We start from the raw sequence: 12,963 nt of genomic DNA on the forward strand, positions 1-12,963 counted from the left end.
CATGTGCCGGACAAGGAGAACGCCCAAAAAAACGCCAGCGCAAGCCGGGCCGACGCAAGTCGCGCCGCTGGGTGGTCGAAGTGACTCATTCATGGCTCAATCGCTTTCGTCGGTTGCTGATTCGCTGGGAGAAGAAGGCGAGCAATTATCTGTCCCTGCTGTTTTTCGCCTGCGCCATCATCTGTTGGCGCAAATGCGAGGTTTAGAGATAGGCTCTTAGTCGTTAGACTGTTTGACACCCGCGACTTTGACGCGCAGCGGTTGCCGAACGCTTCGCCGCTCTACGATCCCTACGCTCCCGGCAACAAGAACGTGCTCATCATCACGCCGGAGAAGCGCGCCTTTGCCTATCGCGGCACTACGCTCGCCGCGGTCGCGCTGCGCCTGTTGGGCATCCTGCCCGGCTGCGTCACCGTCTGGCTCGCGTTCGGCATCGCACATCTGGCAACGGGCGATCGGCGCGTGGCGGCCGTCGCTATGGCGCTGACGGCGTTCAACCCAATGTTCCTGACCGTGACCACCGCCGTGAGCAACGACGGGTTGTTGATTACGCTGACCACGGCCGCGCTCTACGTGCTGATGCAGGCATTGGCGCAAGGCGTTACCTTGCAGCGCGCGTTCGTCTTCGGTGTGCTGGCCGGCCTGGCTAGCCTGGCCAAACTAAGCGGCGCGCTGCTGTTGCCGCTGGCCAGCGCGATGCTCGTCGCGCCCAGGCCCGAACACGGCGCAGCGACATCGCGCCCCCACTGGTCGAAGCTGATCGCTGCCGTTGCGATGCTGTGGCTACTCATCGCCGGGTGGTGGTACATCCGCAACGTCCTGCTCTACGGCGAGCCGACCGGCACGGCAATGATGGCCGCTATCGCCCACCCGCGCCGCATCTCGTTCCTCGAGGCGCTGGCGGAATTCGAGGGGCTGCGCCTGTCCTATCTGGCCGTGTTCGGCCACTTCAACGTGCCCGCGGATGGCCTGGCGTATCAGGCCTTTGATATCTTCTTGCTGGCGTGCCTCGCCGGCTTGATCCTGCACCTCGCCCGGCGACGGCGCAGCATGAGCGCGGCATACTGGCTGAGGGTCGGTGCGCTGGCTGCATATCCTATGCTCACCTACGCGGCGCTGGTGCGTTGGACGATGATGACGCCGGCGTCGCAGGGCCGGCTGCTCTTCCCTGCCATCGCTGCGCTATCCACGCTGATGGCGCTTGGCCTCGTCGAGTTGGCGCAGACGACGTTCATCATCCGCCGGCACCACGTCGCTCCCTTCGCTGCCCTGCCGGCCGCGTCGTGCATCGGGCTGTTCATCTTGGCGGCGATCTCGCCCTTTCGCTACGTCATTCCCGCCTACATGCCGCCGCTGGTGGACGATCTCCCAGAGGGTATGACGCCCGCCCGGCAGCGTTTCGACGCATTCGCGGAAGTGGTCGGATATGGGGTGCAGCCCCAAGCCGTTTACCCGGGAGACAAAGTACGTGTGAGCGTGGTCATGCGCGCGCGACAACCTACGGCGTTCGACTACTTGTTGGTAGTCAGCCTGCTGGGCCGCGACAACCGACCCCTGGCGCGGTTCGATACGTTCACCGGCGGCGGGCTGCTGCCCAGCAGCCAATGGCGCGCTGACCAAATGTGGCGCGACGACGTGGACCTCATCGTGCCGGAGGATGCTGAAGCGCCGGCCACGCTGCGCGTTCAGTTCGCGCTATACGACCGCGGCAGTGGCGACATCATCCCTAGCTACGACGACCAAGGCAACCCCGGCGCGCCGGTGTTCGACGGCGCCACCCTGCTGCCGGTCGCGTCATCCGACAAGGCCGACAACAGCGCCTGGATCGCTGCCTTAGGTGACATCGGTTTGCTTCAGGCAGCTCGTTTCGCGCCATCGGCGACCGCCGGCCAACCACTGACGGTCACGCTCACCTGGCGAACACTGCGCCCCACGCGGGATGCTTACACGACCTTCGTGCACTTGGTGGATGAACGCGGCACGCTGCGCGCGCAAGGCGACGCACCGCCGCTGGACGGCCAGTTCCCTACCACGCGCTGGCGCGCCGGCGTCACGTTCGATGACTCATACCCCGTGCTGCTGCCGGCCGAACTGCCGCCAGGGCGGTATCGCCTGTTCGTCGGCCTGTATCACGCCGCCGACCTGACGCGCTTGCCCGCATTCGACCGCGGCGGCAAGCGATTACCGGATGACTCCATCTACCTGGGCGAAGTGCGCGTCGTTCCGCCAACCTGACCGATGTCATCCAACTCAGTGTGGTAGCGTTATCTCGGCATGCCGCGCACTCAACTGACGCGCCTGCAGCGGCTCATCGTGCTCGCGCACGTTGCGCTCGCATTGGTCTATGGGGCCATGAACCCGCCCTGGGAGGCGCACGACGAGACCGGCCACTTCGCCTACGTCAATCACCTTGTCGCAACGCGCAGCCTGCCGGACGCCGCCTCGGCAGACAAGGTGCTGTTCGATCAGTCGCACCAGCCGCCGCTGTATTACCTGGTCACATCGGCGCTGACCTTTTGGGCCGACCGCGGCGACGACGTGCAGCCGGAGTTCAACCACTTCGCGCTCGACGGCACGAACCGGCGCGGCTTCCGCATCATGCTGCGGCAGCCGGAGGAAGCCTTCCCCTGGCATGGCGCGATCCTGGCCTTGCACGCGGCGCGCGTGGTCTCGGCGTTGCTCACCGGCCTGACGGTCTGCCTGATCGCCTTGAGCGCCAACCTGATTTTCGGCGCCGGCTCAACAGCGGCGCTGCTCAGCACGGCGATCGCCGCTTTCAACCCTCAGGTGATCTTTATGGGCGCAATGGTCAACAACGACGCGATGGCCGCTGCGATGGGAGCTTGGGTGGCGCATGACACCTTACGCATCGCGCAAGACGCATCGCGCCCTGCGCTCCCCGCAACGTCAAGCCGCAGCTACGCAACGCAACCAACCGAACGTCATCCGCACGATGCGACGTTCGACATACATGCCCTACGCCTTGGCTTTGCCCTCGGCCTGGCGTTCCTTGCCAAGAACAGCGCCCTGGCGTTGATCGGATTCGCGGCGCTGGCGCTGACGTTTATCGCCAGGCGCTCGGCCTGGCCGGCGCGCGACCTGCTCCGGCGAGGCGCGTTGGTCCTCGGCGCATGCGCCCTGATAGCATTGCCCTACCTCGGCTATAACCTGGTGCGCTACGGCCGGCTGCTGACCGACCGCAACCCGAACAACCCCATCCTGGTCGCGCCCACCAGCGTCATCGGCGAAGGCGTATGGGTATCTATCCGTGACGCATGGTTGCCGCAGTTGTTCGCTAACACCTTCCGCACGTTTTGGGGCAAGTTCGGTTGGGGCAACGTCGGCCTGCCAGAGTGGGCGTATCTAGCGTTTGCCGTCTTGACGCTGGTGGGCGCGGTCGGCTGTGCAATCGGCTATCGCCGCGCCGAACGCGCGACGCGCATGGCCATCGTCGTGCTGCTGATGCTCGGCCTTTCGATGATGGCGCTGCCGCTGTATCGCGCGCTGTTCTATCAAGACCCGGCGCTGATGCCGGGGCGTTACCTGATGCCGGCGCTGGCGGCCTATGCTTGTCTGCTCGGCTTCGGGTGGAGCGCCCTGCTCCGGCAGTGGACGTTTGCCGCGCGCGCATTGCCCTATGCCTTGGCGGGCGGCCTGGCCGCGTTCGCGTTGATCGTTCCATTTGCCTTTATCCAGCCGCGCTATCGGCCTGGCCTGATCGCGCCGCGCGGCGCCGGCGCGCTGCTCACCTTCGGTGACCTGGTGCAACTCGTGGACGCGACGGCACAGACGGCCCTGCTGCCCGACCGCGAGGGCATGCGCCACTACGCGCGGGTAAAGCTGACCTGGCGCGCGCTGCGCTCGACGGAGCGACATCACGCCTTTGGCGTCAGTGTGTTGGGGCGCGATAACGAGGTCCTCGGTTCGATCGCCGCCTTCCCCAACCTTGGCAACTACCCCAGCACCAACTGGCGCGCCGGCGACACGTTCGTAGATGCCTACGACATCCTGTTGGAGAAGCCTTGCCCCCGGTTGCCGGCGCTCGGCAAGTTGCACGTGACCGTCTTTCCGTTTGAGCCGCTGACCGCATCTCGGCCAATCAGCATCGCGGAAGTCTTGCCGGCGACCGATGGCGAAGGCCGACCCGTTGCGCCCATCGTCGGTCGTTTCAAGGTTGGCGCAGCGCCGCCGATGCCGGTGTTCTGGCAACCGCCGCTCGCCCGCTTCGATGGCATTTGGCTGCGCGAGGTGAAGTTGCCGGCTCGGGCGCGCCCGGGTGAGACCGTGATCGTCAACTTGACCTATGAAGTCGTGCAACCCACGCCCAAACGCGGCACCGCGTTTGTGCATGCTCTGGACGCGAACGGCCGACTCGTGGGGCAGGACGATCACGCGCCGATGAACGGCGAATATCCCACCGACCTCTGGGACGCTGGCGAGTGCGTGCGCGAGACCTTCCGGTTGACGCTGCCGAGGGACGCGCAGGGCGCACTACGCATCGCGACCGGCTTTTACACCGCCGACGGCGCTCGATTCAAAACCGGCACACCGGACGATGTGGCGTTCATCGGTGAGGTTCGGGTGGAGAAGTAGCAAGCGGCATCCTGCGTCACCCCTCGCGGCTGACGCTCGGATGGCGCGACGGGCGTCCTCCCCATCGCCGGCATATACTTCATAGCATCGAACTGATTAGGTGAGGAGAAGTTGTTGAGATGTTCACCCCCCTGATTACCACTGCGCGCGAATCGCTGCGCTACAGGGGCAGCGGCCACGTCCTTTGGCTGCTGCATCGCGTGACTGGTCTTGGCGTCGTGATCTTCCTCGGCACGCACATCTTCGGCATGAGCATGGCGACGTTCAACCCGCCGCTGCACGAGGCGATGCTCGCGGTTTATAAGACGCCGTTGTTCTCCGTCGGCGAGATCGTCTTGGCCGCCTGCTTGATCTTTCACGCTGTGAATGGCACGCGCATCGCCATCCTAGAGCTGCGACCGGCACTGTGGGATAAACAAGCAGTCGCCACCCGCTGGTCGGTCATCATCACGCTCATCCTGCTTGCGCCGACCATCGCTGTCATGGCCTTCAAGTCCATCAGCTACTACGTGACGCACGGCTTAAAGTAGAGACTTCCGACTCCTTACTTTGCTCAGGACGCACTGTCACTCGGGAGTAGGGAGTCGTTAATCGAACCCAATGGCTTCTACGACAACGGTTACCCCCGGCCGCACCGTGCGCAAGGTGCAGCCAATTCCGCAAACCCGCAATCGCCTGGAGCTCGCGCTGTGGCTGTTCATGCGCTACAGCGGCCTGGCGCTCGTCTTCCTGGCGCTGTCGCATTTTTGGATGCAGCACGTGCTCATCGGCACGCACGAGATCGAGTTCGCCGGCACGCAACTGCGCTGGGGCATCACGGGTCAGCCGGTCACGGTCGAGCAGGTGATCTGGCGCGCTTACTACGCGGTGATGCTCGTCCTGGCCGTGACGCACGGCATCAACGGCGTGCGCCAAGTGGCCTACGACTACTTCGGCCACCGGCCGGCGATCTACAAAGGGCTGATGTCCGTCATCGTGGCCGTCGCGGCGCTGATCTCGCTGGGCGGCATCGCCGCGCTGTTCATGGGCGCGGCGGCCAGCGGCGGCGAGGCTGCGCTGCGATGAGGCCGCGCCGGCCCGCTTCGGCAAGCATACGCGCACCGTGAATCGCCCCTCGCCCGGCGGCGAGCGCAGCGCAAGGCAGAGCAGATGGCGGCGAACCTGGCTGCCGGCGCTATTCGTCATCTGGATGGCGTTCGCCTTCCGGATGCACGGGCTGGAGCACGTGCGCCAGAACTACGACCGCGCCTACCCGCACGGCCTCGGCCTGTTCATCCGTCAAGCGGTTGCCGAAGGACACTTCGACCAACTGCCTGCCGTCAGCTTGCTGGCCAGCATCAACCTGCCCAACCCGGCCGGCGCCAGCTACTTCTACGCGCTGCTGACGGCCATCGAACCGAGCGCCTATGTCGCCACGGCGCTCAATGCGATGTTGGGCGCGCCGGTGGCTGCCATCGCTTTCGACTTGGCGCGGCGGCTTTTTGGCGGATGGTCTGCGTCCGTCGCCGGCTCACTCGCCGGCGTGAGCCTGTGGGCGGCCTGGGTTGCGCGCGGGGCATGGCTACAGGGGCCGCTCGAAGCGATGAGCGCACTGGCGCTGTGGCTGGCGATGAATGGCCTGGCGCGCGGCAAGCCGAAGCACCTGTTTGCGGCGTTCGCTTGGGCTGCTGCCTGCCTGCAGACATACCTGGTCGCTGCCGGCCTGCTCGCCCAACTGGTCGTCGCGACGTTCATCGGCGCGCTCAGCCTGCGCTCGCTGGGCCGATGGTCAACCGGCTTGCGCCGCGCTGCGGTAGCCGGCGCCGCTGTCGGCGTCTTGAGCGTGCTGGTTTACGCCGGCGCAGTCATCAGCGCGCGCACCGCGCTCACAGCCGTGGTCAACAATCCACACGCCTTCAACGAGGAGACCCGCGCTGGCCGGCTGAATCTCGATCCGATCAACCATGCGCTGCGCATTGTCAGCGGGCGCGACTTTGAGAACACGTTTGTCGAACCCGACACGCCGCTGTTCGAGGCGCGCGATCGCTGGAGCGACGCGCGGGCTGCGCTCATTGACGCGCTCCTTTGGATCGGGCTGGGCCTGTTGGCGATTCAGGCCGTTAGCCGATCGGGCTCTGATCCGGCTCGCACCACGTTGATAAGCCGCCTTGCGCTGGGATGGTTTGTCTTACCGGTTCTGGCGACCTTCCTGATTGCGAACGCCGTCATGCGCGATTGGAAGGTGCATGTGTTCTACCTGCTGCTCACCTCGCCGATGCCTTACGCGCTGGCCGGCGCGCCATTGGCGCTGCTCGAGCGTGCAGCGCGCCATGCGACGCGCAAGACGCGATATGCGATTCTGGCTTTGGCGTTGACTGTCGCCATGGTCGCCGTGGCCCTCCCCTGGTGGAACGCCCACGGCGAGGCCGAAGCTACGACGCGCTTCCCTTACCACCACGACGGTTTGTATAGCCTGCCGCTCTTCTGGCAGATGCGCCTGGCCGAGCGATGGCGCGCGCTTGGTTGCGTCACGCTTCACGCCCAAGAGGACGCACGCTGGCTGGCCAGTTTGCTCGGAGACGCTCGGCCAGCGCGCGCCGAAGAGATCCACATCAAGGGCGCATCCAGCATCTGGCAAGTGCGGCCGGAGGGCGGCGAATGCGCTTTGTTGATGGCCGAATCACCTGCGCCGGCGCGCGCCGAAGCATTTCCGATGCCCATCCCCGGTCAAAAGCGCACCGACCGGACGCCGGTCGTGCCAATGCTCTACCGCGCGCTGCCGCTCGAATCGGCCCTGCGCCCGTCGGAAGGCACGTTCATCGTCAACCTAGGCGAGGGCTGGCGGTTGCTGGGGCTACAAACGCCGGCTGCGGCGCATCCCGGCGAGATGATCACCGTGACGCATGACTGGCGGGTGGGGCTGCCGCCGGCCGAGCCATACGGGTCATGGTATTTCGCGCCATTCGTCAAACTATTTGCGCCCGATGGCCGAATGATCGTGCAGGTGGATGATGCGCCGGCGATCCTCGGCTATCGTTGGCGCGCCGGCCACGTGCAAACCAGCGCGGTGCGCTTTGCGCTGCCGGCCGATCTGCCGCCGGGCCAATATGCGTTGGAGATGAGCCTGTTCGATCCCAACCAGAAGAAGAACGCGGTGTATTTCGATCCTAAGCAACCAGGCACGCCCGTTGTTACAATACGGCATGTGTTGTGGGTTCGGCAAGTGCGATGACAGGAGCCGATAATTCAATCCCTTATCTTTAGGAGTGGGTATGCCTCAGTATCATCAGTTTGACGCGCTTGTGGTGGGCGCGGGCGGCGCAGGGTTGATGGCGGCCCTGTACGCCAGCAAAGGTGTGAACACCGCCGTCATCAGCAAGCTATATCCCACGCGCTCGCACACCGGCACAGCGCAGGGCGGCATCAGCGCTGCGCTGGGCAACCTGGAAGAGGACAAATGGGAATGGCACGCCTACGACACGATCAAAGGCGGCGACTTCCTGTGCGATCAGGACGCTGTGGACATCATGTGCCGCGAAGCCATTGACGCGGTGATTGACCTGGAACATATGGGGCTGCCGTTCGACCGCACGCCCGACGGCAAGATCAGCCAGCGGCGCTTTGGCGGGCACACCAACAACGAGACCAAAAAGCCGGTCATGCGCGCCTGCCACGCCGCCGACCGCACCGGCCACATGATCCTGCAAACGCTTTACCAGAACTGCATCAAGAACAACGTCAAGTTCTTCGATGAGTTCCAGGTCATTGACGTGCTGATCGAGGACGGCAAGTGCAACGGCGTGGTTGCTGTACAACTGGCCACCGGCGAGATCCACGTCTTCCACAGCAAAGCGACGCTGATCGCCACCGGCGGCTTCGGCAAGATGTGGAAGGTCACCAGCAACGCGCACTCGCTCACCGGCGACCTGCCGGCGGCGGTGCTGCGGCGTGGCTTGCCGCTGGAGGACATGGAGTTCTTCCAGTTCCACCCGACCGGTGTGTATAAGCTGGGCATCTTGCTCAGCGAGGCCGCGCGCGGCGAAGGCGCAGTGTTCATCAACGACAAGGGCGAGCGCTTCATGGAACGCTACATGCCCACCTTGAAGGACCTGGCCCCCCGTGACATCTGCAGCCGCTGCATCTATACTGAGATTCGCGAAGGTCGCGGCATCGGTGGCAAAGACTACGTGTATCTGGACTTCCGCCCCGAGCAAATCAACAAATACTTCGAGGCCGACGGCAACCCGAAGCGCATTGACGCGCACTACTTGGAGACCCGACTGCCCGACATCATCGAGTTCGCCCGCGTGTACCAGGGGATTGACCCGATCAAAGAGCCGGTGCCGATTCAGCCGACGGCGCACTATGCCATGGGCGGCATCCCTACCGACAACGATGCGCGCGTGCTGGCCGATGAAACCGGTCGGATCGTGGAAGGGCTATACGCCGCCGGCGAGGTGGCCTGCGTCAGCGTGCACGGCGCCAATCGGCTGGGCACGAACTCGCTGGTGGACCTGGTGGTGTTCGGCAAGCGCGGCGGCATCGCCATGGCCGAGTATTGCAAGCAAGCGTCGTTCCGCCCCATCCACCGCGACGCGGCGGCCAAAGCGGGCGCTGCGCAGCTTGACCGCATCCGCAACAACAACGGCAACGAACGCCCTCATGCCATCCGCAAAGAGATGCAGGCGGTCATGGATGAAAAGGTCGGCGTGTATCGCACCGGCGCCGGCCTGGAGGAGGCGATTGACAAAATCCACGAGCTACAGGCTCGCTATAAGCGCATCCGCATAGACGACAAAGGCTTCAAGTGGAACACCGACCTGATGGAAGCCTGGGAGCTGGGCGCGCTGCTCGACCTGGCCGAGGTCACCGCGTTTGCGGCCCTGGCGCGCACCGAGAGCCGCGGCGGCCATTATCGCGAGGATTATCCCAACCGCGACGACGTGAATTTCCTCAAGCACTCGATGGTCTGGAAGAACGGGACGATCACGCTGAAGTACAAGCCGGTGCGCATCACGCGTATCCCGCCGCAGGAGCGGAAGTACTGATCCCTGACCGTTGGATTTTCGATTCGCAATGAAGATCAACTTGAAGATCAAGCGCTTCAATCCGGAGACGGACAAGAAGCCGCACTGGGAAACCTACGCGGTCGAAGTTGAGCCGACCGACCGCGTGCTTGACGCGCTGCACGACGTGAAATGGAACCAGGACGGCACGCTGGCCCTGCGGCGCAGTTGCGCGCACGGTGTGTGCGGCAGCGATGCCATGCGCATCAACGGCCGCAACATGCTGGCCTGCAAAGTGCTGATTCAGAACATCGCCAAAGACGGCGACACGATTACCGTCGAGCCAATCCTTGGCCTGCCGGTGGTGAAGGACTTGATCGTGGATATGGAGCCGTTCTTTGCGCACTACCGGGCGGTGATGCCGTATCTGGTGAACAACGACCCGCTGCCGGCGAACGGCCGCGAACGCTTGCAGTCGCCGGCGGACCGTGAGCGCTATGACGACACGACCAAGTGCATCTTGTGTGCGGCTTGCACCACAAGTTGCCCGTCGTTCTGGGCGCGAGGCGAATACGTCGGGCCGGCGGCCATTGTGCAGGCGCACCGCTTCATCTTCGACAGCCGCGACCAGGCCGCGCAGCAGCGCTTGGAGATCCTGAGCGCGCAAGATGGCGTCTGGCGCTGCCGCACCGCCTTCAACTGCACCGAAGCTTGTCCGCGCGGCATCCAGGTGACTAAAGCCATCGGCGAGGTCAAAGAAGCCCTGCGCACCGGCGTCATCCGATAGGATCGCGCTAAGGCCCGGGTAGCCGGTGGCATGGCCATCACCTACTTTAGGCCGTTTGACCGCTGTTGCCCCCGCCCTTAGCTTCGATGGGGCGCCTGGCCGGCCTCTTCGCGCTCGACGCGCTCCAGATAGCGCATGATGTCACCGAGCGAAAGGATGCCGATCGGGTTGCAGATGTCGTCCGGCTCGGCCACCACGACGCGGTGGATGCGGTGGTCAATGATGATCTTGGCGGCCTCTTTCAGGGACATGTCCGGCGTCACCGTCAGCACGCGGTTGGTCATGATCTCGCCGACGGTCAGTTGATCCCATGGCTTGCTGCCCTCGTGGACCAGGCGCGCTGCGACGATGTCGGTCTCGGAGATGATGCCGGCCAGCGCACAGTCAAAATCCACCACCACCAGCGACCGCAGCCTTTTCTCGTTCATGATGCGCGCGGCATCGCGCACACTGATAGACGAATCGCAACTCACGACGCCCTTGTGCATGGCGTCTCGGACTGTCATGTGCTTCATATTGTCTGACTTCCTCCGTGGGGGCATAAGTTTAACGCGAGACTCACTCGCGGCCAACAGACGGTAAATGGACGATACAATCCCCCGTCATGACCTACCGCCTCTGCATCATCCCCGGCGATGGAGTGGGCCGCGAAGTGATCCCTTGCGCCGTTGCGGCCCTGCAACGCGCGTTGCCCGGCTTGACCACAGTCGAGGCCGAGGCTGGCTGGGATTGCTTCCGGCGCACCGGCAGCGCGTTGCCCGATGAGACCATCGCCCAGATCGCTGCTTGCGGCGCAGCCTTGTTCGGGGCCGTCTCCTCGCCGTCGCACAAGGTCGAGGGCTACCGCAGCCCGATCATCCAGATGCGCCAGCGCTTCGACCTGTATGCCAACTTGCGCCCAACGCGCATCCTGTGGTCCCAGGCGTCGCAGACGGTCGGCCGGCTGCAAGCCGTGGACCTGATCTTGGTGCGCGAGAACACCCAGGGGCTCTATTCCGGCCGCGAACGGCTGCAAGGTGAGGAAGCCATCGCCGAGCGCGTGATCACCCGCGCGGCGTCGGCGCGCATCGCGCGCGTAGCGTTCGAGCTGGCGCGCCAGCGCGAGCGCAAGCGCGTCACCATCGTGCACAAGGCCAACATCCTGCCGGTCACCGATGGCCTCTTCCGCGACACGGTGCGCGCGGTGGGCGCGAGCTATCCCGAAGTGGCCATTGACGAGATGCTGGTGGACACGGCGGCGATGATGTTGGCGTCGCAGCCGGCGCGGTTCGATGTGATCGTCACCACCAACTTGTTCGGCGACATCCTGAGCGACGTGGCCAGCGTGTGGGGCGGCGGCATGGGCGTGGCGCCCTCGCTCAACCTCGGCGAAGGCGTGGCGATCGCCGAGCCGGTGCACGGCAGCGCGCCCGACATCGCCGGCAAGGGCATTGCCAACCCCTGCGGCGCGATCCTGAGCGCCGCGTTGCTGGCTCGGCACTACTGGAAGCAAGCCGATGCTGCCGAACGCATCGAGCGCGCCGTCTATGGGGCGATCGAGAGCGGCTCGCGCACGCCCGACTTGGGGGGCCAGGCCACCACGCAGGCCGTCGCGGCGGAAATCCTGCGGCGCATCTAATCTCCAATCTCTGCTCTCTGACTTCTCGCCAAACTATAAGCTTGTGGGCGTAGAATCGCGCTATGCTGTCCGAGGCGTTCCTTCAGTCGTTGCGCACCCTTCGCCTAAACCCGCCGCGTCGGCGCGTCGGCTCGCTGACCGGCGAACGGCGCAGCGTCAAGCGTGGTCGCTCGGTCGAGTTCGCCGACTACCGCAATTACACCCCCGGCGACGACCCGCGCCGCGTGGACTGGAACATCTATGCCCGTCTGGAGCGCCCCTACATCAAACTGTTCGAGGACGAGGAAGACCTCACCACGCACATTCTGCTGGACGACAGCCCATCCATGTTTTGGCAGCCGGACGAAGAGGCCGACGGCCAGCCTCTCGCGCAAAAGTGGCTGTGCGCCGCGCAGCTCGCGGTCGTGCTGGGCTACGTCGCGCTGGCCTCCGGCGACAAAATTGTGTTGGAGACGAATTCGTCCCAGCGCTTTGGGCCAAAGCGCGGCGTGGCCTCCGCTGCGGCGCTCATCGCTTTCGTCGAGCGCGTCTCGGCAACCGCCAAGCGCGACTTGCGCGCTGCGCCGACCGGCCGGCGACCGTCCTTGAATGCCTGGCTGAAGCGTTACGCGCTCGACGCGCGCCCCGGCCTGTGCATCGTGATCAGCGACATGTTGGACGAGGACGGCTACGCTGAGGGATTCAACGCGTTGGGCAACAGCCGGCTGGATGTGAACCTGTTGCACACGCTCAGCGCCGACGAACTCGACCCGCAATTCACGGGCGACCTCCGGCTAAAGGATGTGGAGACGGCCAACCTACAGGATATGAGCCTGGACGACGCCGTGCTCGGCCAGTATCGTCGGCGGTTGACCGCATGGAGCGAGGAGATCGCCGCCCATGTCCGCCGGCGCGGCGGCCGCTACCATCTCACCGACACGTCGCTGCCGCTCGAACAAATCGTGTTGAAAGACCTGAGGCGCGCGGAATGGCTGGTTTGA

11 protein-coding genes are annotated in these 12,963 nt (G+C 64.8%); 10 read left to right on the top strand and 1 reads right to left on the bottom strand.

Annotation, left to right across the window (positions count from 1 at the left end):
* The 8 genes from GXH28_RS07420 to GXH28_RS07455 form a co-directional block, all read left to right on the top strand.
* On the top strand, positions 1–206 hold a 206-nt coding region (locus GXH28_RS07420; protein WP_169237924.1), incomplete at its 5' end, for a transposase.
* Positions 207–261: 55 nt separating this feature from the next.
* On the top strand, positions 262–2,235 hold the full coding sequence (locus tag GXH28_RS07425) for an ArnT family glycosyltransferase (protein WP_169238389.1): 1,974 nt from the start codon (positions 262–264) through the stop codon (positions 2,233–2,235).
* A 39-nt stretch (positions 2,236–2,274) separates the two neighbouring features.
* Entirely contained in the window at positions 2,275–4,593 is a 2,319-nt protein-coding gene (locus tag GXH28_RS07430) for a hypothetical protein (protein WP_169238390.1), read from the top strand.
* Positions 4,594–4,712: 119 nt separating this feature from the next.
* Positions 4,713–5,123 carry a hypothetical protein gene (locus GXH28_RS07435; RefSeq protein ID WP_169238391.1) on the top strand — a complete coding sequence of 137 codons (411 nt, stop codon included), beginning with the start codon at positions 4,713–4,715 and terminating at the stop codon, positions 5,121–5,123.
* Positions 5,124–5,193: 70 nt separating this feature from the next.
* Positions 5,194–5,658, top strand: coding sequence for a hypothetical protein (locus GXH28_RS07440; RefSeq protein WP_169238392.1), 465 nt, complete (start codon positions 5,194–5,196; stop codon positions 5,656–5,658).
* A gap of 37 nt (positions 5,659–5,695) precedes the next feature.
* Entirely contained in the window at positions 5,696–7,804 is a 2,109-nt protein-coding gene (locus GXH28_RS07445) for a hypothetical protein (RefSeq protein WP_169238393.1), read from the top strand.
* A gap of 40 nt (positions 7,805–7,844) precedes the next feature.
* Positions 7,845–9,620: a succinate dehydrogenase flavoprotein subunit gene (sdhA, locus tag GXH28_RS07450; protein ID WP_169238394.1), complete on the top strand. Its 1,776-nt coding sequence runs from the start codon at positions 7,845–7,847 to the stop codon at positions 9,618–9,620.
* 28 nt (positions 9,621–9,648) lie between these two features.
* Positions 9,649–10,365, top strand: a complete 717-nt coding sequence (locus tag GXH28_RS07455; protein WP_169238395.1) for a succinate dehydrogenase iron-sulfur subunit — start codon at positions 9,649–9,651, stop codon at positions 10,363–10,365.
* Between the two features lie 77 nt (positions 10,366–10,442).
* Here the strand turns inward: GXH28_RS07455 and GXH28_RS07460 are convergent, their stop codons facing one another.
* Positions 10,443–10,871 (bottom strand): CBS domain-containing protein, encoded by a 429-nt coding sequence (locus GXH28_RS07460; protein WP_169238396.1) that lies wholly within the window; start codon positions 10,869–10,871, stop codon positions 10,443–10,445.
* A 98-nt stretch (positions 10,872–10,969) separates the two neighbouring features.
* Here GXH28_RS07460 and GXH28_RS07465 point away from each other — a divergent pair, with 98 nt between their 5' ends.
* Positions 10,970–11,983 (top strand): isocitrate/isopropylmalate dehydrogenase family protein, encoded by a 1,014-nt coding sequence (locus tag GXH28_RS07465; RefSeq protein ID WP_169238397.1) that lies wholly within the window; start codon positions 10,970–10,972, stop codon positions 11,981–11,983.
* A gap of 62 nt (positions 11,984–12,045) precedes the next feature.
* Complete coding sequence (locus GXH28_RS07470) at positions 12,046–12,963, top strand: DUF58 domain-containing protein (RefSeq protein ID WP_169238398.1); 918 nt, start codon at positions 12,046–12,048, stop codon at positions 12,961–12,963.

Source organism: Candidatus Roseilinea sp. NK_OTU-006 (assembly GCF_012931985.1).
Classification (GTDB): Bacteria; Chloroflexota; Anaerolineae; order J036; family Brachytrichaceae; genus JAAFGM01.

What these genes read in the sequence shown, in the direction of transcription:
- GXH28_RS07430 (WP_169238390.1), top strand. Translation starts at nt 2,275, where the DNA reads ATGCCGCGCACTCAACTGACGCGCCTGCAGCGGCTCATCGTGCTCGCG.
- GXH28_RS07435 (WP_169238391.1), top strand. Translation starts at nt 4,713, where the DNA reads ATGTTCACCCCCCTGATTACCACTGCGCGCGAATCGCTGCGCTACAGG.
- GXH28_RS07440 (WP_169238392.1), top strand. Translation starts at nt 5,194, where the DNA reads ATGGCTTCTACGACAACGGTTACCCCCGGCCGCACCGTGCGCAAGGTG.
- sdhA (WP_169238394.1), top strand. Translation starts at nt 7,845, where the DNA reads ATGCCTCAGTATCATCAGTTTGACGCGCTTGTGGTGGGCGCGGGCGGC.
- GXH28_RS07455 (WP_169238395.1), top strand. Translation starts at nt 9,649, where the DNA reads ATGAAGATCAACTTGAAGATCAAGCGCTTCAATCCGGAGACGGACAAG.
- GXH28_RS07460 (WP_169238396.1), bottom strand. Translation starts at nt 10,871, where the DNA reads ATGACAGTCCGAGACGCCATGCACAAGGGCGTCGTGAGTTGCGATTCG.
- GXH28_RS07465 (WP_169238397.1), top strand. Translation starts at nt 10,970, where the DNA reads ATGACCTACCGCCTCTGCATCATCCCCGGCGATGGAGTGGGCCGCGAA.
- GXH28_RS07470 (WP_169238398.1), top strand. Translation starts at nt 12,046, where the DNA reads ATGCTGTCCGAGGCGTTCCTTCAGTCGTTGCGCACCCTTCGCCTAAAC.